At 72.8% G+C, this 20937-nt stretch carries 22 protein-coding genes; 15 read left to right on the top strand and 7 right to left on the bottom strand.

Features of this window, described 5'->3' with window-relative positions; all coding sequences use genetic code 11:
- Nucleotides 1-90: 90 nt before the first annotated feature.
- On the bottom strand, nt 91-1224 hold the full coding sequence (locus ACWD12_RS24560) for a glycosyltransferase (protein ID WP_358357704.1): 1134 nt from the start codon (nt 1222-1224) through the stop codon (nt 91-93).
- Between the two features lie 289 nt (nt 1225-1513).
- Here ACWD12_RS24560 and ACWD12_RS24555 point away from each other — a divergent pair, with 289 nt between their 5' ends.
- From ACWD12_RS24555 to ACWD12_RS24510, 10 genes are all read left to right on the top strand, one after another.
- On the top strand, nt 1514-2755 hold the full coding sequence (locus tag ACWD12_RS24555) for a glycosyltransferase family 4 protein (protein ID WP_450101355.1): 1242 nt from the start codon (nt 1514-1516) through the stop codon (nt 2753-2755).
- A gap of 259 nt (nt 2756-3014) precedes the next feature.
- Nucleotides 3015-4118: an ABC transporter permease gene (locus ACWD12_RS24550; protein ID WP_450101354.1), complete on the top strand. Its 1104-nt coding sequence runs from the start codon at nt 3015-3017 to the stop codon at nt 4116-4118.
- Nucleotides 4108-5283, top strand: a complete 1176-nt coding sequence (locus ACWD12_RS24545; RefSeq protein ID WP_450101353.1) for an ABC transporter ATP-binding protein — start codon at nt 4108-4110, stop codon at nt 5281-5283. Before ACWD12_RS24550 ends, ACWD12_RS24545 begins: the two co-directional genes overlap by 11 nt.
- A gap of 13 nt (nt 5284-5296) precedes the next feature.
- Nucleotides 5297-6502 (top strand): glycosyltransferase, encoded by a 1206-nt coding sequence (locus ACWD12_RS24540; RefSeq protein ID WP_450101502.1) that lies wholly within the window; start codon nt 5297-5299, stop codon nt 6500-6502.
- Nucleotides 6495-7622 (top strand): glycosyltransferase family 4 protein, encoded by a 1128-nt coding sequence (locus ACWD12_RS24535; RefSeq protein ID WP_450101352.1) that lies wholly within the window; start codon nt 6495-6497, stop codon nt 7620-7622. The genes ACWD12_RS24540 and ACWD12_RS24535 overlap by 8 nt, the downstream gene beginning before the upstream one ends.
- Nucleotides 7619-8506, top strand: a complete 888-nt coding sequence (locus tag ACWD12_RS24530; protein WP_450101351.1) for a glycosyltransferase — start codon at nt 7619-7621, stop codon at nt 8504-8506. Before ACWD12_RS24535 ends, ACWD12_RS24530 begins: the two co-directional genes overlap by 4 nt.
- 119 nt (nt 8507-8625) lie before the next feature.
- Complete coding sequence (locus ACWD12_RS24525; protein WP_450101350.1) at nt 8626-8796, top strand: hypothetical protein; 171 nt, start codon at nt 8626-8628, stop codon at nt 8794-8796.
- Nucleotides 8793-9554 carry a hypothetical protein gene (locus ACWD12_RS24520; RefSeq protein WP_450101349.1) on the top strand — a complete coding sequence of 254 codons (762 nt, stop codon included), beginning with the start codon at nt 8793-8795 and terminating at the stop codon, nt 9552-9554. The genes ACWD12_RS24525 and ACWD12_RS24520 overlap by 4 nt, the downstream gene beginning before the upstream one ends.
- Nucleotides 9491-9835 (top strand): hypothetical protein, encoded by a 345-nt coding sequence (locus ACWD12_RS24515; protein WP_450101348.1) that lies wholly within the window; start codon nt 9491-9493, stop codon nt 9833-9835. The genes ACWD12_RS24520 and ACWD12_RS24515 overlap by 64 nt, the downstream gene beginning before the upstream one ends.
- The gene (locus ACWD12_RS24510; protein WP_450101347.1) at nt 9802-10290 is read left to right on the top strand and encodes a hypothetical protein; all 489 of its coding nucleotides are present in this window, start codon (nt 9802-9804) and stop codon (nt 10288-10290) included. The genes ACWD12_RS24515 and ACWD12_RS24510 overlap by 34 nt, the downstream gene beginning before the upstream one ends.
- Nucleotides 10291-10311: 21 nt before the next feature.
- On the opposite strand, the gene ACWD12_RS24505 is transcribed toward ACWD12_RS24510, so the two are convergent.
- Nucleotides 10312-10992: a uracil-DNA glycosylase gene (locus tag ACWD12_RS24505; RefSeq protein WP_450101346.1), complete on the bottom strand. Its 681-nt coding sequence runs from the start codon at nt 10990-10992 to the stop codon at nt 10312-10314.
- 11 nt (nt 10993-11003) lie between these two features.
- Nucleotides 11004-12173, bottom strand: a complete 1170-nt coding sequence (locus ACWD12_RS24500) for a glycosyltransferase family 4 protein (protein ID WP_450101345.1) — start codon at nt 12171-12173, stop codon at nt 11004-11006.
- A gap of 151 nt (nt 12174-12324) precedes the next feature.
- Between ACWD12_RS24500 and ACWD12_RS24495 the strand changes: the two genes are divergently transcribed.
- From ACWD12_RS24495 to ACWD12_RS24485, 3 genes are all read left to right on the top strand, one after another.
- Nucleotides 12325-12804 carry a macro domain-containing protein gene (locus ACWD12_RS24495; protein WP_450101344.1) on the top strand — a complete coding sequence of 160 codons (480 nt, stop codon included), beginning with the start codon at nt 12325-12327 and terminating at the stop codon, nt 12802-12804.
- Between the two features lie 193 nt (nt 12805-12997).
- Nucleotides 12998-14152, top strand: a complete 1155-nt coding sequence (locus tag ACWD12_RS24490) for a glycosyltransferase (RefSeq protein ID WP_450101343.1) — start codon at nt 12998-13000, stop codon at nt 14150-14152.
- 52 nt (nt 14153-14204) lie between these two features.
- On the top strand, nt 14205-14804 hold the full coding sequence (locus ACWD12_RS24485; RefSeq protein WP_450101342.1) for a class I SAM-dependent methyltransferase: 600 nt from the start codon (nt 14205-14207) through the stop codon (nt 14802-14804).
- 46 nt (nt 14805-14850) lie between these two features.
- Here the strand turns inward: ACWD12_RS24485 and ACWD12_RS24480 are convergent, their stop codons facing one another.
- Nucleotides 14851-15456, bottom strand: a complete 606-nt coding sequence (locus ACWD12_RS24480) for a hypothetical protein (protein WP_450101341.1) — start codon at nt 15454-15456, stop codon at nt 14851-14853.
- Between the two features lie 165 nt (nt 15457-15621).
- Here ACWD12_RS24480 and ACWD12_RS24475 point away from each other — a divergent pair, with 165 nt between their 5' ends.
- Nucleotides 15622-16209 (top strand): hypothetical protein, encoded by a 588-nt coding sequence (locus ACWD12_RS24475; RefSeq protein WP_450101340.1) that lies wholly within the window; start codon nt 15622-15624, stop codon nt 16207-16209.
- Between the two features lies 1 nt (nt 16210).
- On the opposite strand, the gene ACWD12_RS24470 is transcribed toward ACWD12_RS24475, so the two are convergent.
- From ACWD12_RS24470 to ACWD12_RS24460, 3 genes are read right to left on the bottom strand one after another with little or no spacing between them, the layout of a single operon-like run.
- A complete protein-coding gene (locus tag ACWD12_RS24470) occupies nt 16211-17314 on the bottom strand; it encodes a glycosyltransferase family 2 protein (protein ID WP_450101339.1) in 1104 nt (367 codons plus the stop codon).
- 4 nt (nt 17315-17318) lie between these two features.
- Nucleotides 17319-18410 carry a GNAT family N-acetyltransferase gene (locus ACWD12_RS24465; RefSeq protein WP_450101338.1) on the bottom strand — a complete coding sequence of 364 codons (1092 nt, stop codon included), beginning with the start codon at nt 18408-18410 and terminating at the stop codon, nt 17319-17321.
- Nucleotides 18407-19273, bottom strand: coding sequence for a polysaccharide deacetylase family protein (locus ACWD12_RS24460; RefSeq protein WP_358357671.1), 867 nt, complete (start codon nt 19271-19273; stop codon nt 18407-18409). Before ACWD12_RS24460 ends, ACWD12_RS24465 begins: the two co-directional genes overlap by 4 nt.
- Before the next feature lie 536 nt (nt 19274-19809).
- On the opposite strand from ACWD12_RS24460, the gene ACWD12_RS24455 reads away from it, so the two are divergent.
- Nucleotides 19810-20931, top strand: a complete 1122-nt coding sequence (locus ACWD12_RS24455; RefSeq protein ID WP_450101337.1) for a GNAT family N-acetyltransferase — start codon at nt 19810-19812, stop codon at nt 20929-20931.
- Nucleotides 20932-20937: the final 6 nt, after the last annotated feature.

Genomic DNA, 20937 nt, shown 5'->3' with positions numbered 1-20937 from the left:
GTAGTTGAACGGGTCGGACGGCGAACCGCTCGGATGTGCCGGAACTGTGGAGGTTTTCCCAGTACGGCCGGTACTCGTGGGTCACATGGGTCACTTGCGGTTTCCTGCCCGTGCGCGTGCGTAGAAATCGACCATGCGGTCGCAGACCCGGTCGACGGTGAAGGTGTCGAGGAACCGCGAGAGCGCGGCGTCCGCCCGGGCTGCGGCGCCCGCCCGGTCGGTGAGGGCGGCGGTCAGGGCCGCGGCGAGCGCCGGGGCATCCTCGACGGGGACCAGCGCCGCGCACGCGTCGGACCCGACGATCTCGCGCACCGGCGGGAGGTCCGTGGTGACCACGGGAACTCCGCTGCCCATCGCCTCGATGACGACGCTGCCCAGCCCCTCCCAGCGCGAGGAGAGCACGAAGACGTCGGCGGCTCCCATGAGTTCCGGTACGTCGCGGCGCTCGCCGAGGAACCGCACGCTCTCCTCGCCGCCGACCGTCTCGGCGGCGGCACGCAACCGTTCGGTCTGCGTGCCGGGCGGCCCGGCGAGCACCAGGACCGCTTCGGGGACCGTCATGCGCACCGTGCCGAAGGCCTCGACGAGGACGTCCAGGCCCTTCTGGTACTCCTGGCGGGCGGCGGCGAGGACCACCGGGGTGTCGGCGGCGAGGCCCAGTTCGGCGCGCACCGCGTCACGCTGCTTGCGGGCCGCGGCCAGGAGTTCCGGGTCGCGGCCGCGCGGCACGACGTCGATGCGGTCGCGGCGTACCGCGAGTCGGCGGGCCATGACGTCGGCGACGTGCTCGGTCAGCGCGTGGAACCGGCGTACGCCCCGCGCGGTCGCCGCGTCCAGCCCCTGGGCGGCCCGCAGTTTCCACGGGCGCAGCGTCGGCGAGGCGAACTGCTCCGGCCCGTACGCGGAATTGACCAGGCTGGACACCACCGGGACCCGGCACGCCAGCGCCGCCGCGCGCCCGGCCACGTCCGCCTCGAACAGCGTCGTGTGCACCAGGTCCGGCCGCCGGTCCCGGATGACCCGGCGCAGACCCGCCGCGGAACCCGCGCGCGAGCCCCGGTGCACGCCGAAGAGCGCCACACCGGCGTCCGCCAGTTCCGGCTGGAAACCGTCCATGTCGAGCAGATAGGCGACGTCCAGTTCGACGCCGCGGCGGATCAGATGCGACGCCGTCACAGCCAGCGCCTGTTCGGCCCCCCCGGCCCGATCGACACTGTCGATCACGTGCAACACGTGCACGGGCACAACCCCCAATGTCTCCCAGTGCCCGACTGCGAGCCCTGGCACCACCCCGAGTACCGCCCCGAAGGCGTCCCGCCGCACTCCCCGACAGCGGTCCCCCCAACCGTGAGCCTAGCGATCGAACCGCACCAAGGGGCGGGTTCTCCGAACGCCGACGCGAGCGTAGCGACCCGCGGCGCGGGCATGTCGGCGGATGCCGCACGGCGCGGCCCGATGTGTGGCAGCCTGCCTGTTCATGCGCAGCTCACCACCCCGGAGCGGGGTGTTGCACGTGATCACCGATCCGCGGCGCCGCGGGGCCCAGACCTTCGCCCACGACCTGCACGAGGCGTTGCGCGCCCGCGGATTCCCTTCCGAGATCGCCGCGTTGGCGCCGCACCCCGCCGTCGGCGGGTCCGCGGCCCGGCCGTCCGGCGCCGGGCCCGACGACAACCGACTACCCGTTCCGACGCTCGGATCCGGCCGCCTGGACCGCCGCACCCTTGCGATGCTGCGCAACCGCGCGAAGCAGACGCGCGTCGTCGTGGCACACGGGTCGTCGACGTTGCCGGCATGTGCGATCTCGCTGGTTTTCGCCCGAACTCCGTTCATCTATGTCAATATCGGGGACCCACGGCACTGGGCGGCAAGCCCGGCCAGAAAACTGCGGGTCGGGGCGATGCTGCGACGCGCCGCGGCGGTCGCCTCGGTGTCACCCGTCGGACGCGATCTCCTCGTCGCGCGGTACGGGCTGCCCGCCGCCAAGGTGCGGGCCATCCCGAACGGACGCCGTCCGGAGGCGTACCCGCGCGTCGACGACAAGTCGCGCACGCGGGCGCGCCAGGACCTGGGGATCGCAGAAGACGCGGTGGTGCTCGCGGTGGTCGGGGCGCTGAGCCCCGAGAAGCGCGTCGACATCGCGATCGAGGGCTTTGCGCGGTACGCGGAGACGGCCGACCGGGCCGCCGCGGGTATCGGCGCGCCCGGGGGACCGGAGGGGGGAGGGGGGAACGGCGACGGCAGCGGCACAGGGGCCGGGCCGCACGCCACCGGACGCCACCGGCAACTTCCGGACGGAGAATGGCTCCTGTTGGTGGCCGGGGACGGCACGGAGCGTGAGCGATTGTCGCGGATCGCTGCGGAGCGGGCGCCCGGCCGCGTACGGTTCCTCGGTAGCGTGGACGACGCCGCACGGGTCTACCGGGCGGCCGACGCGCTGCTGCTCACCAGTGACAGCGAAGGCGTTCCCGGTGTGCTGGTCGAGGCGGGCCTGTCGGGGATCCCGGCGGTCGCGACGGATGTGGGGTTCGTCCGCGACGTCGTCCTCGACGGGCGGACCGGCGTACTCGCCGCCCCCGGCGACCCCGGCGCGGTGGCGGACGCCATCGGCCGCGTGCTCGCGGACCGCGACACGATGGGCGCGGCGGCGTACCGGTATTGCCTGGACGCCTACGCGATGGATTCGGTGGTGGACGCTTGGCAAGATCTCCTGCGCGCCGTCGCCGGGCCCGCGGGAATGGTAGACAAGGCGTAACAGGGGACAGGGCTGGGGGAGTTCGGCCGATCCGGCCGGATATGTAGGCCCGCGAACACCCGGTTGATCTCTTATGAGTGATTCACGTTCGTGGCGATGTGCCATGTGCGAGAGTTGACGGCGGACCAGGGAGGGGGAGTCCGTGGGGGACGCTGTGGGGGGCTCTGTCGGCGCGCGCGGCGATGGCGCGTGGCCGCACACCCAGATGAACGGGCAGACGCACCATGCGCCAGGGGGATCGGCGATGGGGCAGCCACCGATGCAGTCACCGATGCAACCGCCGATCCAGCAGGCCGGACCGGCACCGGGGTACGTCGGCCATGCCCGCGACCCGATGGCCGCGCCGCCGCACCAGGCCGCGCCGCCGAGGTCCGGAGGCCGGCACGCCCGCCCGGGACCTGCCGCCGACAAGGCGCAACCGGCGGCGGCGGGCGGGCCGGGGACCCGGCTGCCGAGCGGCCCGCGGCCCGGCTCCTTCGGTGCGCACGCGGCCGTCGTCATGCGGCCGATCCGCGAGATACCGGAGGCGCCGCCGCCCGAACTGCGGTTCAAGCGCCGCACCGGGCTCGTCAAGGGCGTCCGCGAGCTGTGGAAGGCCCGCGAACTGGTCCGCACGCTCGCCGAGCGCGACCTGCGGGCCCGCTACAAGCAGGCCGTGCTGGGCTTCGCCTGGGCCATCCTGACGCCGGTCATGCTCATGGTCGTCTTCACCGTGGTGTTCCAACGCGTGGGCGACGTCAGCAAGATCGCCCAGTCGCACGGCGCGCCGTACCCGCTGTTCAGCTACGTCGGCCTGCTCGGCTGGACGTTCTTCATGGCCTCGGTGACCCAGGGCGCCAGCGCGATCGTCTCCAACGGCCCGCTGCTCAACAAGGTGTACTGCCCGCGCGAGGTCTTCCCGCTCTCCACGATCATCGTCGCGCTGTTCGACATGATGATCGCCGCGGTCGTCCTCGTCGTGCTCTTCGGCATCTACACCAAGGCACCGGCCGAGACGTCGTACATCGCGCCGCTGTTCCTGGTCATCCAGATCGAGGTCGCGCTCGGCGCCGCGCTGCTGTTGTCGGCGTCCGTCGTGTACTTCCGCGACATCCGGCACATGCTGCCGCTGCTGATGCAGATGGGCATGTTCGCCACCCCGGTCGCCTACGGCCTCGACCAGATCACCAAGGAGTGGCTGGTGCCGTACGTCGCCGCCAACCCGCTCGCCGCCGTCATCGACGGCTACCGCCGCACCCTGCTGTACGGCCAGCAACCCGACTGGCAGCTGACCGGCGTCGCCGCGCTCTCGGCGAGCCTGATGCTCCTGATCGGCTACAAGGTCTTCAAGAAGCTCGAGACGGGGATCGCCGATGTTGCCTGACGGGAGCATCGAGGCCACCCAGCTGTGGAAGCGCTTCCGCGCCGACAGCCGCCGCATGCTGCTGCGCGACAACCTCGGGCGCATCGTCCGCAAGGTCACGCGCCGCGACGCCGCCGACTGGCGCTGGGCCCTGCGCGACATCAACCTGCACATCGAACCCGGCGAGGCGGTCGGCCTGATCGGGTCGAACGGGTCCGGCAAGTCCACACTCCTGAAGATGCTGACCGGCGTGATGTACCCGTACGCCGGGAAGATCGAGGTCCGCGGCCGCATCGGCGCGCTGATCGAGGTCCGGGCGGGCATCCACCCGGACCTCACCGGACGCGAGAACGCCTACCTGTACGGCTCGCTCCTCGGCCTCAAACGCGCCGAGGTCGCCGCCCGGTTCGACGACATCGTCGAGTTCGCCGAACTGGGGACCGCCATCGACCGCCAGGTCAAGTGGTACTCGTCCGGCATGCAGATGCGCCTCGGCTTCGCGGTCGCCGCGTTCCTGGAGCCGGACGTCCTGCTCGTCGACGAGGTCCTGGCGGTCGGCGACGCGCTGTTCCAGCAGAAGTGCCTGGACCGCATGCGTGCCGTCCTCGAACAGGGCACCACGCTGGTCCTCGTCTCGCACGACCTCGCGTCCGTCGAGTCCATCTGTACGCGCGGCGTGTGGCTCGAACAGGGCGACATCAGGGCCGACGGCCCCATACGCGCCGCGCTGCGCGGGTACCGCGACAGCGTCGAGGAGGAGACCGGCCTGCGGGTCAAGACCGACGAAGCGGTGCGCATGGCCTACTGCGACGTGCGCGGCATCGACCAGCCGGCCCCGACCACCAGCGCCCCGATGGTCGTCGACCTCGACTTCACCACCGAGCGCACCGGGCCCGCCGTACTGCACATCGGCGTCACCGAGGGCACCGCCAGCCCGGTCTTCACCGCACGCCGCGAGATCTACCTCGGCTGGGCCGGCAACCAGGTGCGCTGCACCATCGGGCAACTCCCGCTGCCGCGCGGGCGGTACGCCCTCTGGGTCGGCATCTACGACAAGGAGGGCCACCCGCTCATGGGGTGGGCGCCGGCCAAGCAGTTCGACGTCCTCGGCCCGGACCTCGACGCCCCGCCGCGCGCGGTCGTCATGGCCGCCCCGGTGTACGTCGACCACACCTGGGAGTCGTGACCCGGTGCGCGTCATGGTCATGCCGCACGACATGCAGTTGGGCGGAAGCTCCATCAACGCCCTCGACCTCGCGCGCACGGTCCGCGACCTCGGCCACGACGTGTGGGTGATGGCCCGTCAGGGACCGTTGTCCGTACGCGCGCGGGCCTTCGGGCTGCCGCTGATCGCGTCCCCCGAGGACATGCGCGTACGGCCCTCGCCCGCGACCGTGCGTGCGGTGCGCGCGGCCGTGCGCAGGCACCGCATCGACGTGGTGCACGCCTACGAGTACTGGCCGACGCTGGAGGCCTACCTCGGTGCGTCCGGTGCCGCCGCCATCGGATCGATCATGTCGATGGGCAGCTTGCCGCCGTACATTCCGCCGGTGCCGCTCACGCTCGGCTACGGGGACCTGTACGACGAGGTCCGGGCGACCCGGCGGCACGCGTACCTGCTCGAACCGCCGATCGACACCGGGCACGACCGCCCGGACGCCCCCGGGCTCGGCCTCGCCGAGTTCCGCGCCGCGCACGACCTGCCCGCCGGACCGCCCACGGTGGCCGTGGTGTCCCGCCTCGCCCACAACATGAAGCGGGAGAGCGTCGAACGCACCATCGACGCGGTTGCCGCACTCGACACGGTCGTCCCCGGCATCCGCGCGCTGGTCGTCGGCGGCGGATCCGCCGAACACGACCTCCGCGCCCGCGCCGAGCGCGTGAACACCGAACTGGGCCGCCGCGCCGTGGTCATGACCGGACCCCTGGACGACCCGCGTGCGGCCTACGCGAGCGCCGACGTCGTCTGCGGCATGGGCAGCTCGATCCTCCGCGGCATGGCCTTCGCGACGCCCGGCGTCGTGGTCGGCGAACAAGGCTTCACCGAGCCGGTGCGCCCGGAGACGATCCCCGTCTTCGACCGGTTCGGATTCCACGGCGTCGGCCCGGGCCTGGACCCGGCGGCCGACCCGCTGCCCGAGCTGCTGCGCGCGCTGTTCCACGACGAAAAGACCCGCAAGGGTCTCGCCTCCTGGTCGCGCGACATGGTCCGCGAGCGCCTGGGACTTGACCGGCTCGCACCGCTGCTCGTCTCTTACTACGAGGCCGCCCTCGCCGAGCGTGCCGCGCCGGGGGCGGTGCGCCGCACCGCCGCGGGCGCCGGGACCCTGGGCAGGCTCGCCGGCTTCAAGGCCAAGGAGGCGGGACGCGCGGCGCGGGCCCGGCACGGGAGGGCACGTGGCTGACGAGACGACGCGCGCCACGACCGGTCGCGGCGGCGCCGGGCTGGTCTTCCTGCACGCGGGGGCCTTCTCCGGCTCGGCCCCCGGGCTACTGGCGGCGATGCGGGAGCTGACCGACGTCACGGCGTACGACCTGATGCCGCTCGCCCGCGAACCACGGCTCGCCGGAGCCCGGGTGCGGGCCATGGCCGAGGCGCGCCGGTCCGGCGGCGGGACCCCGTGGACGAAGACGGCCGCGTGGCCGGTCGCCATCCAGCGGCACGTCGCCCGACGCGGCCTGCTCACTCCCGAACGCCCGCTGCTCGTCGTGCAGTCGCTGCCCGCGCTGGTGCCGCCGTCCGGCGTGCGCTACGGCGTCTACACCGACCGCGTCGGCCTGGAGGGCACGGCCGGCTCCGAGGACCCCGCGGGCGGCAGCGGCGAACACCGCTCCCGCTACACAGCCGGCTGGCTCGCCCGCGAGCGCGCGATGGTCGCCGGGGCCCACCGCGTCTACGTCATGGGCCAGAGCACCGCCGACGCCGTCACGGCGCGGTACGGCGTGCCCGACGACCGCGTCGTCGTGGTCGGCGCGGGCGTGAACGTCCCCGCCGACAAGGCTCCCGAGCACCGTGAACCCCTGGCCGGACCACCCAAGTTGCTCTTCGTCGGCGTCGAGTGGGAGCGCAAGGGCGGACCCGAACTGCTCGATGCCTTCCGCCGCGTGCACGCCGAGGACCCCGCCTGGCGCCTGGTCCTCGCCGGCAGCGCACCGGACGGTCCGTTGCCCGAGGGCGTCGAGTACGCGGGCCGCGTACCGCACGGCCGCATGCCCGAACTGTACGCGGCCGCCGACGCGTTGGTGATCCCCACGCACCGCGAGCCCTTCGGCATCGCGCTCGTCGAGGCCCTCACCCGCGGACTGCCGTGCGTCGGCACAACGGTCGGCAACCAGCGCACGATCGTCGCCGACGCGGGGATCCTCGTCGACCCCGGCGACGTCGACGGCCTCACCCGCGCGCTGCGCACACTCCGCACCGACCACGCTGACCTGCGCAAGCGCGCCGAGGCGCACGGCGCCGTACTGCGCACCACGATGACCTGGCCGCACGTGGCTCGCACCATATGGGAGGGGCTGTCGTGACACCTTCGGTCGAAGCGCCCTCGGTCGCCGCGGTGTTCGTGACGTACAACAGGTCAGACCTGCTGCGCGAGACGCTCACCGCGCTCGCGAAGTCGACCCGGCCGGTCGACGAGGTGATCGTCGTCGACAACGCGTCGTCGGACGGCACCGCCGAGATGCTGGCCGCGGAGTTCCCGGACGTCACGCACCTCCCGCTAGCCTCGAACACCGGGGCGGCGGGCGGCTTCGCGGCGGGGCTGCGGGCGGCGGAGGCGCACGGGCACGATTGGGCCTGGCTGTTCAACGACGACGACCACCCGCTGCCCGAGGCGCTTGAGACCATGCTCGGTCGGATTCCCGAACTACCGCGCCGTACAGCGATGTTCGCGTCCTGGCTGATCGACGACACCGGGACGGTCGCGCGGCTGGGCTCGGGGTGGCGCAACCGCCGCCTGCCGCTGGTGGATCCGCCCGCCGACCGCTCGCCGTACCCGGTGGACGTGCTCATCTTCGCGGGCGCCCTGGTCAACACCGCCGCGGTACGCGAACTCGGCCTGCCCAAGGCGGAGTACTTCATGATGTGGGAGGAGATGGAGTACTGCATCCGCGCGCGCCGCGCCGGATGGGCCGTCTACATCCTCCCCGAACCACTGGTGGCCACGCTCCACGTGGGCGCCGCGACCGCACCGCCCTGGCGGCTCTACTACCAGTCCCGCAACCACCTGGCGATGGCCCTGGAACACCGGTCGGCACCCGAGGTGTGGCACTGGGCGGTACGCCAGGCCAAGTTCACCGCCGTGACTCTGGCCCGGCAGGACCGCAAGCTCGTGCGCACCAAGGCGCGTTCGCTGGGCGCGTGGCACGCGCTGCGGGGGCGGACGGGGCGTACCGTTCCGCCTGGATGACCCCGGCAAGTCCCTTCGCTCGCAAGCGAGTTCGATGGACGAGGGAACCCCCTCGACTTCTTGCCCGATCGGGTAAAGCCCCTCGGAGCGGAGCGTCGTCCGCTCCTACACTCACCGTCATGCAGGGGGATACGCTTCGGCGGGCTTTGTGGAGGTTCGGGAGCAGGCTGCTGGACAAGGCGGCCCTCGTGCTCCCGATGCTGCTGATCGGGGTGCTGACCCTGGCCGCGCCGTCGCACCGGCGCAGGGCCGGGACGGCGCGCGCGTGCGCCCGGTGGCGGGCGAGATGACGCTGTCCCGTGTCGACGGCCGGCCGGGTGACAAGGTCACGCTCACCTACGAGGCGTCGTGCGGCCGGGTCCACTGGGACGGCAAACCCGTCCCGGCGAAGGAGTTCCCCGGCGGGGAGTTCTGCAAGAGCTACGAGTTCACCGTGCCCGCCGACGCGGCCGCGCGCGACCACAAGGTCGGGCTCGGCGACGGATCCCCCGTCGTGGACTTCACGGTGTGGCCGAACCCGCGCATCGAGGTGGACCGGACGGCGCAGCCCGGCCAACGGGCCTTCATCCACTACCTCAACCACGAGAGCTGCGCGGCGTCGATCACCTTCGACGACAGCACGGTCCTCGGGAAGGTCCAATGGGGCTACCAGAGCGGCGACTTCGTCATCCCGGCCGGCGCCGACCCGAAGAGCGCCCACAGCCTCCGCATGCCCTGCGGCGGCAAGGTGGCCGCATCGGCGCCGATGACGGTGCAGGCGCCTTCGGTTCCCCCTTTGGCCCGGAACGAACCGACCCAGCCTCCGCCTCCTCCGCCGGTCGTGGGGGAACCGGGGCCGGCCGATCCGGTCCCGGTCGCGCCCGGTGTTCCGCAGCCCCAGGTAGCCGACCCCGGCGCGCCTGCGCCGAACGCGCCCCCGGAGCTCGCGCCGGTTCCCGTGCCCCCTTCGTCGCCGCCGGCACGCTCGTGCCACAACGCGCCCGCGTGGTCGCCGCGTTCGCCGCGACCGCCGTACTGTTCGCCTGCGTCGAACCCGGCAGCGGGCTGAACGGGCGAACCGCCGTGCTCGCCCTGCAACTCGGCCTGGTCCTGGCCCTGACGTGGCTGACCTACCAGCACGCCGGCGAACTGCACGCCCGTCGCGTGAGCGGCGTCCGCGGGCCCCTGCACGTCGCCGGAGCCGCCTTCGTGGTCGCGGCGTCGTGCTTCGCGGTCTCCCGCACCGCGCACCTGATTCCCGGATACGTCTACGGTGTCGTCGTGGTCTACGCGGTGAGCCGGCAGGGCATCGCGCGGTGGAACGGCCGCCGGGAGCCGGGGCGATCCTGATCGGCGTCTGGCTCACCCTGGCCGTGGCGGTCGCGGCATGGTTCGCCCGAACTCCCGTACAGGAAGCGCTCGGTGCGCGCACGGGCACCGGACAACTGGCGGCCGGCCTGCTGACGCTGGTCTTCGTCGCCGGCGTCGAGACGGTGGTCTTCGTCGCCGGCGTCGAGACGGTGGTCTTCGGCCTCATGCCGCTGCGGTTCCTCGACGGCCACAAGTTGCGCGAGCGCGGACGCCTCGCGTGGGGCGTGCCGTTCCTGCTGGCCACAGTCCTCTTCGTACACGTGCTGGTGACCGAGTACGTCACCGCCGTGCCGACCGACCAGGCGATGCGGGCACTGACCGGAATCCTCGTGCTGCTTCTGGGATTTGGCCTGGCGTCGATCGCCTTCTGGGGCTATTTCCTGCGCTACGACCGTCGCAGGGGCGCGCCGCGCCCGGTGACGACCATCACCTGAACGGCGATCCGGCCCGGTTGCTCACGGCAGGCGCCAGTCGATGGGTGATGCGCCCATCTCGGCGAGCATCGTGTTCGTCCGGCTGAAGGGGCGCGAGCCGAAGAAGCCGCCGTTGGCGGACATCGGGCTGGGGTGCGCGGATTCCACGACCGGCACCGAACTGCCCAGCAGTGGACGCAGGTTGCGGGCATCGCGGCCCCACAGGATCGCGGTCATCGGCTTGCCGCGGGCGGCGAGGGCACGGATGGCCTGCTCGGTGATCGGTTCCCAGCCCTTGTCACGATGGGCGCCCGGCTTGCGCGGAGCGGTGGTGAGCGCCTTGTTCAGCAGCAGCACGCCCTGCTCGGTCCACGGCGTCAGGTCGCCGTTGGAAGGTGCCGGCACGCCGAGGTCGTTCTGGAGCTCGGTGTAGATGTTGATCAGGCTCGGCGGGAGCGGCCGTACGTCGGGCGCGACCGAGAAGCTGAGCCCGACCGCATGCCCCGGAGTCGGATACGGGTCCTGGCCCACGATCAGAACCCGTACGTCGTCGAAGGGTTGCTGGAAAGCGCGGAGGATGTTGGCCCCGGCGGGGACGTAGCTGCGGCCCGCCGCGATCTCGGCGCGGAGGAAAGCGCCCATCGCCGCGATGTTCTCGGCGACCGGCTCCAGCGCCTTCGCCCAGCCGGCTTCGACGGTCTCGTGTAGGGGTCGTGCTGCCATGGTCGAAAACCCTACCGGCCGCTTCCGACACGCTCGGCCGCGGCCTTCTCGTACATCTGGGCGAAGCCTTCGATCATCGTCGGGCGCGTGAAGCGGGCCATCGCGCGCTCGCGTGCGGCGGCGCCCATCGTGGCGCGCAGGTCGTCGTCGGACACCAACTCGCGTACCGCGTCGGCCAATGCGTCGCAGTCGCCCTTGCGCACGAGGCGTCCGGTGACGCCGTCCTCGACGACGTCGTTGACGCCGCCCACGCCGGTGCCGACGACCGGGAGGCCGGCGCACATCGCCTCGGCGACCGCGATGCCGAAGCCCTCGTAGTCCGAGGTCGACAGGAAGATGTCGCCCGCGTCGAAGGCGTGTTGCAGGCGCGGAAGCGGGGGCACCAGGCGGACGCGCTTGCCGACACCCAACTTCTCGATCAGGTCCGGCACTTCCGGGTCCTGGTGGCCGATCACCGCGAACGCGACCGCGGGTCCGGTGTCCCCCAGACACTCCAGCACCCGGGCGGCGACGCGGACGAACAGCGGGATGTTCTTCTGCGCCGAGCGGCCCACCCCGACCACCAGGCGCGTGTTGGGCGCGAGTCCGAGCTCGGCACGTACGCGGGCACGGGCCTCCGGGTCCGGGACGTGCGGCTCGACGCCGAGCGGGACGAGCGGGATCGTGGCGCGCGGCACCCCGAGCAGGGCCGCGGTGGCGTCGCGCACGTCCGAGGAGTGCGCGAACGGCCGGAACCGGGCCCGGGAGATCATGTTGAGCTCGATGCGGTTCGTCCACTCGCTGTGCAGGCCGCCGCGCAGCGGCTCGTGGACCTCCATAACCCGGCCAGCCGACGGTACGGCGAGCGCCGCCGGGAGCGCGTGCCGGGCCGTACCGCTGTGCGCGTGGATGACGTCCGGGCGCAGCTTGCGCACCGCGGCGGCGTAGCGCAGCGGGATGCGTACCTCTTCGACCTTGTTCGGCGGCCCGGTGTAGCCGAGCGGATGCACCGTCACATTCGGGCCCAGCAGGTGGAGTTCGTCCTCGGCCGCGGCCGGGCGCGCGGTGACCGCGTGGCACTCGAAGCGGTCCGGGTCCAGGCCTGCCAGGATCTGCCTGCTGACCTGCGGAATCCCGCCGCCGGTGCTGAGCCTCCACACGACGTGGACGACTCTGATCCGACGACCCATGCGACGACCCATGCGCTGCTCCTCGACGATCCCCCCGGGCCGCACCCCTACGGCCCTTCCCGAGAGGCACGGTAACAAGGCCGCGCGGTCCCCGTCGAAGGCTTCGCGGAACCCGCGCAAAACCAGCGACGGTGTATCACCGCTCTTGGCTAGGTTCGAAGGCATGAGCCGTCCCATCACCTACCTCCGAGGCGACGCAACGGTCCCGCAGGCCAAGGGCGTCAAGATCATCGCGCACGTCTGCAACGACGCGGGCGGGTGGGGCAAGGGGTTCGTGCTCGCGTTGTCTCGGCGCTGGAAGGAGCCCGAGGCGGCCTACCGGCTGTGGCACCGCGGGCGGTCCGGCAACGACTTCGCGCTGGGCGCCGTACAGTTCGTGCAGGTCGAGAAGTACATCTGGGTGGCCAACATGATCGGCCAGCACGGGACCAAGACGGGCAGCAAAGGCCCGCCGGTGCGGTACCAGGCAATCGGCAGCGCGCTGGTCCGGCTCGCGGCCCGCGCCGGCGAACTCGGCGCGTCCGTCCACATGCCGCGCATCGGATGCGGGCTCGCCGGGGGCCGCTGGGAGCTGGTCGAACCGCTCGTCGAAGACAGCCTCGTCGCCGCGGGGGTGGCGGTCACGGTCTACGACTTCGACTGAAGCTCTTGGCGTGGGCGACTCCACCGAGCGCCTCGCGGCAGGCGACTCGGACCGGGGTACATGGGCCGGGCGACTTCGGCCGGGCGACTCCGCCGGGCGACTTCCGCCAAGCGCGCACGGGCGGCGGATCCCGCTGGCAGGATGGGGCCGTGCCGGGGAGGGGAGTCCCCGGTCTGTGGGGGGAGTGCAGCGCATGCGGGTCGTGATGATCGTCGGATACCCCGGGGTGCCGTGGGAGACCGACTGGGTGAAGTCGGCGGCACACGCCGCCGAAGTTGTCCGGCTGTCCAACACCGACGAGTTGACGTGGCCCCAGGTGGACGGCGCCCCGTACCTCGCGCAGGACCCGGACGACCCCCGCCACTACCAGATCAAGACGTTCAGCTGGCGGCCGTCGCGGCTGTTCGGCCGCGTCTCGCACGTCATGATGGCCCGGCGCTACCAGCGGGCCGTCCGCTACGTGGCCCGCAAGTACGGGCCCGTCGACATCGTGCACGCGCACTTCTACTGGGCGCACTACCTCGTCGCGATGAAGCGCGAACTGGGCATCCCGTACGTCGTCACCGAGCACCACACGTCGTGGCAGGGCCACTGGACCGAGCCACCGCCCAGCCCGCTGGGCATCAAGCGGGCCCGCGAGCTGTACGCGGAGGCCGCGACCGTCATCACGGTCTGCAAGTCGCTGCTCGACAAGATCAGTTCGTACGGGCTCACCGGCCGCTTCGAGATCATCCACAACCCCGTCGACGCCTCCGGGTTCGCGATGCCCGACCCGGCCGCGCGCGCCGGCCGCGACACCGTCGAGTTCGTCTCGGTCGCCCGCCTGGCCCCGGCCAAGGGCTTCGACGTGCTGCTGGACGCCTTCGCCGCGGCCTCGCGCGACGACCCCCGCCTGCGGCTCACCGTCGTCGGCGACGGGCGCGAGCGGGTGAAGCTGGAGGAGCAGGCCGCACGGCTGCGCATCGCCGACGTGGTCACCTTCGCGGGCCGGCAGCCGCGTACCGAGATCGCGCGCCTGCTGCACACGTCCGACGCGTTCGTGCTGGCGTCGCGCGCCGAGAACCTGACGGTCGCGGTCCTGGAGGCCTGGTGCGCCGGCCTGCCGGTCGTCACCACCGATGTGGGCGGCCACAGCGAGGTCATGGAGGCCCACCTCGGGCACCTGGTGCCGTCCGAGGACACCGCGGCGCTCGCCGACGCGCTGCGCGCGGTCGCGGACGCGCCCGAGAAGTACGACCGGCAGCGCATCGCGGCCGAGGCCCGCAAGCGCTTCGCCCCCGAGACCGTCGGCGCCGAGTTGGACCGCATCTACCGCATGGCCACCGCGGGTGATCGGGCAAGATCGTAGGTGCGCGGGCGCTCCGACCCGCCGGCACGGGTACGACGGGAAGGCGGCACACGTGGACGCCAAGGCATGGGACGAGCGGTACACGGGCACCGAGCTGGTCTGGTCGGCCGACCCCAACCGCTTCGTCGCCGAGCAGACGGGCGACCTGCCGCCGGGCCGTGCGCTCGACCTCGCGGCGGGGGAGGGGCGCAATTCCATCTGGCTGGCGAAGCGCGGCTGGCGCGTCACCGCGGTCGACTTCTCGGCGGCGGCACTGGCCAAGGCGAAGCTGCTGTCGGACGCGCAGGACGTCGCGGTGGACTGGGTGACCGCGGACCTGCTGACGTGGCGGCCGGAGCCGGGGGCGTACGACCTGGTCCTGATCGCCTACCTGCACCTGCCCGAGGCGGAGATCGCCGCCGTGCTGGCGAACGCCGCCGCGGCCGTCGCCCCCGGCGGCACCTTCCTGCTCGTCGGCCACGACCTGGACAACCTCGAGCACGGGATCGGCGGACCGCAGGACCCGGACATCCTGCACACGCCCGACAGGGTGTCCGCGGCGCTCGGTGCCGGCCTGCGGGTGGAGCGCGCCGAACGAGTGCGGCGTCCGGTGACCGTCGAGGGCGAGGCGCGCGAGGCGATCGACACCTTGGTGCGCGCGGTACGCCCGTAGCGCTCGACCCCGCATCGCCCCGCCGCGGCGCAGGCCGTCGCAGTCGTCAGCGCTTGAACAGCCGCCACATTGCCAGTTCGGCGTCGTGCGCGCGCAGCCGCTCGACCGCCTCCTCCAAGGTGCGCAGCTCGGTGAGCTCGTAGAAGAGGAACAGCGGGGCGAAGACGCTCGCGTACCCGAAGGGCCCGTGCACCGGGGCGACGTACGCCGCCGCGCCGACGTCGAGGAAGGCCTCGGCCAGCGCCTCGTCGCCGGTGTCGCACCCGGTGGCGATGACGACGCTGCCGGGGAAGCGCAGGTGCGCTCGCACCTCCGCCGGGCCGATGTTGCCGTCGAACGGCTGGAACGCCGCCAGTTCCCCGGCGAGTTCGTCCATCAGGATCGCGCCCTCGTCGCCGTGGCAGGCGATGACCACGTACGGTGCCGCGGACCGCTCGCCGCCGAGTGCCGCGACGATGTGGCGGGCCTGGCCGACCGGGAAGTAGTTGACGCGTACGCCGAACCCCTCAAGCACGCCGCGGATCGCCGTCGCGTCGCCGTCACCCACCGCGAGCAGGTCCACCTCGGTCCAGCCCAGCCGTCCCGCCTGTACCTCGCGCACGCGGGACGGACGCTGCCCGGCCAACCACGCGGCTTCCTCGGCACTTGTCATGACCGCCACCCTGCCACCGGGGCGCGTGGGGACCCACCGGATTTCCGCGGTCCGCTGCCGCTTGCGTGCCCAGGTGCCGCGCGTACCTTGCCGAATCGGCGCGGATACCCGCCGAAACCGGCCTGGGCCTTTCCTCCCGGACCCCGTCGCCGCCACGATGGCCGGATGCCGCCGCGCCGCCGAACGCCCCTGCCTCCCGCGCTCGTTCCCGTGCTCGTCGCCGGGGCTCTGGTCGCGGTCTCCGCGTGCGCCGACGGTTCCGGCGGCGACGACCAAGTGGCCTCACGGCCTTCGCGGTTCACGCCCAGCGCGCCGGTCACCGGGCTCGGCACCGTCGGCCTGGACTGCGCCTCGTCGATCGAGGGCATCCCCGAACCCCCGGACGGCTACCTGCGGGTCCTCGACGCCGTCGCCGTCCCCGACCGCGACCGTACGCTGCAACTCGCCTTGGCCGACGGCTCGGGTGACCGGCGTTTCGCCAAGCAGGGACTCGTGCTCCGGGCCGGCGAGGGCGCGGAGTTGAGCGTGCCCTCCGACGCCGCCGAACGCCCGGCCATCGCCTGGGGGAACATCCGGGAGCCGGTCTCGGTCATCACCGTGGCCCCGTGTCCGGAACACCCCGGAGCACAGGCATGGTTGGCGTTCGCGGGCGGCTTCTACGCCGAGCGCCCCATGTGCGTCCCGCTGACGATCCGGACCGCCAGCCGCGAGGCCACCGTCCACGTCCCGGTCGGCATGCCGTGCCCCGAGTGACCTACACCGGGCGGATCTTGTTGCCGTGCCAGCGGACCCAGTCCCGGCCCCGGCGCAACGTGACCAGGGACGTGACCGGGTTCAGGCGCCCGCAGCGGGTCGGCCCCAGCGACATGCGGGCCCGGGCGCCCGGGTACTCCGGGAGTCTGCGGACGTCCGTCAACTCCGCGGCGAGTTCGTACAGTTCGTCGACTGTGAGACCGTCGGCGGACTCCTCGCCGGCGTCCAGCGTGCGGATCACCTTGCGCAGCACGCCGCGTGCCAGTTTGCGGCGCATGTCCGCACGCACCGCGTCGCCGTAGGCCAGCGCGCTGCCGTCGTTGTCGAGGAACGACTCGTAGCCCGCCCGTAGCTGGGCTAGGCGGGCGCGGGCGTCGAAGGTGGAGTGGTGCATGTTGCTGTCGTGCATGCGGTAGTAGGCCTGGTCCGCGGCCGGCAGCCAGCCCACCGACCCGCGCCGGGCCAGCCGCAGCCACATCTCCAGATCACCGGAGTGCGGCAGCGCCGCGTTGTAGCCCCCGGCGTCGTGATGGGCGCTGGTCCGTGCCACGACCTCCGGCGACAGGATCAGGTTCCGCCCGGCCCGGAAGACCCCGCGGATCCAGCGGTCGCCCTGCCAGACACGGGACTTGGTGCCGGTGCGGGCGACCGGCAGCGGGCGGCCGCTCACGAACTTGACCGGGTTGCCGTACACGAACGTGACGTCCTCGTGCGCCTCCATGACCCCCGTCGCGCGCGCGAGTGCACCCGGCGTCAGCAGGTCGTCGGCGGAGAGCAGCACGCAGTAGTCGCCGTCGGCCCACTCCAACAGGCCCTCGTTATACGTGGCGATGTGCCCCTTGTTGGTGCGGTGCCGCTCGTACGTGACCCGGGGGTCGCGCGCGAGGTCCGCACCGACCTCGGGCGTACCGTCGGTCGAGGCGTCGTCCAGGATCAGCACCCGGACCTCGACGCCCTCCTGGTCCAGCAGGCTCCCGATGTTGGTGGGCAGGTAGCGCGCGTAATTGTAGGACGGCACCACCACACTCACACTCGGCGGCGTGCCGGGCGCCGGCACCCGGTCATCCTGCGCGGCCTCCGCGGCCGCCGGCATCTGCGCGGTCATCGACTCACCTCTCCGACACGATCCGGTCCGCGGCCCGGCGCGATTGCCGCGACTTCGCGGCCGAGCGCCCCTCCAACACCAGCCGGGACAACCCGCGGCCGGCCAGCCACGTGGTGTCGTGCCGGTCGACCGCCCCGAAGCGGTACTTGTACTCCTCGGCGCCGCGCAGGAAGTCGAACACGGCGGCGCCCTCGGCGTGCACCGCGGCGACGGTCTCGGCGACGAGCACGGTGCCGAGGCTCAGCCGGGCGAAGGACGGGTCCCAGCCGGTCTGGTAATAGGAGAACGTGTCGCCCCAGAGGAACCCGTACAGCACCCCGACCGGTCCGTCCGGGCCCTCGGCGACCATGGCGCACGGCCCGCGCCCGGGTGCGGCGCGGCCGCTCAACGCCATGTGGAACGGCTTGCGGGACACGTCGAAGGTCGTGGCGCGGCCGATCGCGGTCTGCCGCCGCCCGTGCAGGGCCAGCAGGACGTCGAACAACTTGTCGTCGACCGCGCCGGGCGCCGCGAACCGGAACCGCACGCCCTCGGCGGCCAGACGACGCCCGTAGTGCCGCAGGTCCTTGCGGAAGCGCGCCGACCCGATGCGGTCCGGATCGGCGGGCATGGTCGGACATGCGGTGCGCTCGACCAGCCGCGCACCCGGTGGGATGTACGACACGCCCGTCGCCGTGTCGAGGTTGGGCAGCCACAGGGTGTGCCGTCGGGCCGCCGCGGCGAACCAGGCGCGCACGTCGTCGGCGCGCCGCGGCTCGACGGCGAACCCGCAGTGGTCGGCCGCCGCGGCGCCGGAGCCCAGGAACGTCAGGCAGCGCGCCCCGCCGGGCAGGCGCGGATGCAGCGCCTGGCGGGTCCGCAGCAGCGGGACGACCGCCTCGGGCTCGCCGCTCGCGCCGCGCCACACCGCGACCAGCGGGCTCCCGGGACCGTTCGCGCCGATGTGCTCCCACCAGGACAGCACCCAGTCCGGCGTACCGAAGTACGCGACCCCCGTCGCGGCGGCCAGTTCGCGCCACGCGGGCACGAGCTTCTCCAACGCGACCGGGTCGCGCACCAGCTCGGGCAGTGCGGACGCCGCCTCGACCACCTTCATCCGCGACCCCGCAGTCCGTGTACGGCCGGGTGCAGCCCCGACAGGATGGTCTCGAAGCGGTCCGGCGGCGTGCCCGACGCGACCCGCAGCCGCGACACGCGCAGCGGCTGGTCGGGCAGCCGGGGCCCGAGCCGGTGGTCGAACAGGAACGCGGTGGTGTAGCCCAGTTCGTGCAGCAGGCGCTCCGCGCGGGCGTCCCAATTGCCGTTCGGGTACGCGAAGGACCGGGGCGCCCGGCCGAGGATCTTGGTGAGCAGGTCGTGCGCTTCGCCGATCTCGGTGCGGATGTCGGCGTCGTCGCAGCGGTCGAGCAGCGGGTGCGTCAGCGAGTGGTTCTCCACCCGGACCCCGCCCGCGTCGAGGGCGCGCACCTCGTCGGCGGTCAGTTGCGTCTGGCGTACCGCCGCGCGGCCCGCGCGCAACCGGTCCAGGTCCGCGAGCCGTTCGGCCTGCGGCACGGTCTTGAGGTGCCGCAGCCATGCCGCGGTGCTCCGCTCCGCGCCGGCGCCCGCGGCGACCAGCCGGTCCACCTCGTGCCACCAGAAGGGGGTGTCCGTCCCGACCAGCGACGGGATCACGAACGCCACCGCCGGGAGGCCGCGTTCGCGAAGCAGGGGGAGCCCGTGCTCGAGGACGCTGCGCTCACCGTCGTCGAACGTGATCAGCACGGCCCGCCCCGGCAGCGGACGCCGGTGCTCGATCGCGTGCTCCACCTCGTCGAGCGACACCGGACGCGCGATACGCGTCAGCCGGTCCAACTGCCGTGCGAAACCCTCCGGGTCGTCGACGCCGTGATAGCCCAGCACCGCGAGGCGCGAGACGGCCCGACCGCCGAACCACCACTGCGCCGGTGACCGGCGCATGATGGTGTCCCCGCCCGTGCGCAGCCCGGAGCGCAGGCTTGATCGCAATGTCTCTCCCCACCGAAATCTCCCACGGCCGCACCCTCCGGCCTCCCCACAGGGCACGGTAACAAGCCTTTTCACACACCGTCAGCCGCTTGGCCGATTGCTCCCACCCGGGAACGACGACACCGGAGCCATCCTGCGGGCCGCGCCGGGATGTCGCGCCGGGATGTGACGTACGGGGCGCATGGCACGCCCATCGGGCCGACTCGGCGGAGCATTCGCGAATTCCTGGCGAAACCACCCGCATGGCGGCTTGCGTGCCCCTAGGCTGATGCGCGGGTGGGCTGTGTCCAGGTGGGGGAGCACCGGGGCGCGGCTCTAGGAGCACGCCTCGGCACTGCTCATGCCGGGGCTGAGAGACGCTGGGGTCTCATGGTGGGGGCGGTATCAGCCATGCGCCGCGACGGGGCCGTCGGACGCAGGGCAGTCAGGGAGACCAGCGCGGCACGGTGTACCGAAGCCGCTGCCCGCGCACGGTCGGAGGCGGGCCGTTGAGCGCCCGCGGAGTACTCCTGCGCGCGCAGGACCTCGACGCGGCCTTCGCCGCGGGCTGGGACGACCTCGTGGCGGCCCGAGGCACGCTGGCCGACTGCTTCGACACCCACGTGTGGGCCGGAGCGGTCCTCGCCACGCACCCCGAGACGGCCGAACGCGCCCGCATAGCCGCCGTCGTCGACGAGGCCACCGGATGCCCGCAATCTTTGCTGGCCCTCCAGGACCACGGCGACGGCCGCTACACGACCTTCGCCCCCGACCGGCCCCGCTCGCGCGTCGTCAGCGAACAGGCCGACCTCACGCCGCTCGCCGAGCAGTTGGCCCGGAGCGGCGTACGCGACCTGCGGCTGCGCCGACTGCCCAGCCGCGACGCGGCCACCCACCGGCTGCTCGGCGCACTCCGCCGCACCGGCTACGACGTACACGCGCGCGAACGGTCGCACGACATGCTCGCCGGCGTCGAGGACGGCTGGGACGGCCACCGCGCCCGCTTCAAGTCCTTCCACACGCACTGCGGCCGCGTCGAGCGCAAGATCGGCAAGCACGGCGACGTCGTCTTCGACGCCTACATCGAAGCAGGCGACATCGACACGGGCTTCGCGGTCTACGCGGACCTGTTCCCGCGCAGTTGGAAGGGACCGCTCACCGACCGCATACGCGCCGAACGCCTCGACTTCGTGCGCCGCGCCGCCGCCCGCGGCTGGGCCCGGCTGTACGTGCTGCGCGTCGGCGACCGCCCGGCCGCCACCTACCTGTGGTTCCGGGTCGGCTCCGTCGCACTGTGGCACTCCACCGCGTACGACGAGGAACTCGCTCCGCTCGGCGTAGGCAACCTCGCGATGTGGCGCGCCCACCGGCACATCCTGACCGAGGACCCCGCCGACCCGCCCGCCCTAGTCGACCTGCTGCCCACCACCACCGTCCAGAAGAACCGCCTCGCACCCGAGCGCCCGCCGCTCCTCGACGTCGAGGCGGTCCGCGAACGTCCTTTCGCCTCCGCCGTCCTGCCCGTCCGCGCCCTGGCCCGCACCGCGCGCGCCGCGGCCGTCGGACGCCTGCGGGCCCGCGCGCGAGGCCGCACCACCGCACCGACTTCACCAGGGGGCACGACGGCATGACCAGGC

The organism is Streptodolium elevatio (assembly GCF_053592165.1).
The sequence above is the reverse complement of the archived record's forward strand: the minus strand, read 5'-3'. Positions and strand labels throughout refer to the sequence as shown.

What these genes read in the sequence shown, in the direction of transcription:
- ACWD12_RS24550 (WP_450101354.1), top strand. Translation starts at nt 3,015, where the DNA reads ATGCAGTCACCGATGCAACCGCCGATCCAGCAGGCCGGACCGGCACCG.
- ACWD12_RS24545 (WP_450101353.1), top strand. Translation starts at nt 4,108, where the DNA reads ATGTTGCCTGACGGGAGCATCGAGGCCACCCAGCTGTGGAAGCGCTTC.
- ACWD12_RS24540 (WP_450101502.1), top strand. Translation starts at nt 5,297, where the DNA reads ATGGTCATGCCGCACGACATGCAGTTGGGCGGAAGCTCCATCAACGCC.
- ACWD12_RS24525 (WP_450101350.1), top strand. Translation starts at nt 8,626, where the DNA reads ATGCAGGGGGATACGCTTCGGCGGGCTTTGTGGAGGTTCGGGAGCAGG.
- ACWD12_RS24520 (WP_450101349.1), top strand. Translation starts at nt 8,793, where the DNA reads ATGACGCTGTCCCGTGTCGACGGCCGGCCGGGTGACAAGGTCACGCTC.
- ACWD12_RS24505 (WP_450101346.1), bottom strand. Translation starts at nt 10,992, where the DNA reads ATGGCAGCACGACCCCTACACGAGACCGTCGAAGCCGGCTGGGCGAAG.
- ACWD12_RS24500 (WP_450101345.1), bottom strand. Translation starts at nt 12,173, where the DNA reads ATGGGTCGTCGCATGGGTCGTCGGATCAGAGTCGTCCACGTCGTGTGG.
- ACWD12_RS24495 (WP_450101344.1), top strand. Translation starts at nt 12,325, where the DNA reads ATGAGCCGTCCCATCACCTACCTCCGAGGCGACGCAACGGTCCCGCAG.
- ACWD12_RS24490 (WP_450101343.1), top strand. Translation starts at nt 12,998, where the DNA reads ATGCGGGTCGTGATGATCGTCGGATACCCCGGGGTGCCGTGGGAGACC.
- ACWD12_RS24480 (WP_450101341.1), bottom strand. Translation starts at nt 15,456, where the DNA reads ATGACAAGTGCCGAGGAAGCCGCGTGGTTGGCCGGGCAGCGTCCGTCC.
- ACWD12_RS24475 (WP_450101340.1), top strand. Translation starts at nt 15,622, where the DNA reads ATGCCGCCGCGCCGCCGAACGCCCCTGCCTCCCGCGCTCGTTCCCGTG.
- ACWD12_RS24470 (WP_450101339.1), bottom strand. Translation starts at nt 17,314, where the DNA reads ATGACCGCGCAGATGCCGGCGGCCGCGGAGGCCGCGCAGGATGACCGG.
- ACWD12_RS24465 (WP_450101338.1), bottom strand. Translation starts at nt 18,410, where the DNA reads ATGAAGGTGGTCGAGGCGGCGTCCGCACTGCCCGAGCTGGTGCGCGAC.
- ACWD12_RS24460 (WP_358357671.1), bottom strand. Translation starts at nt 19,273, where the DNA reads ATGCGCCGGTCACCGGCGCAGTGGTGGTTCGGCGGTCGGGCCGTCTCG.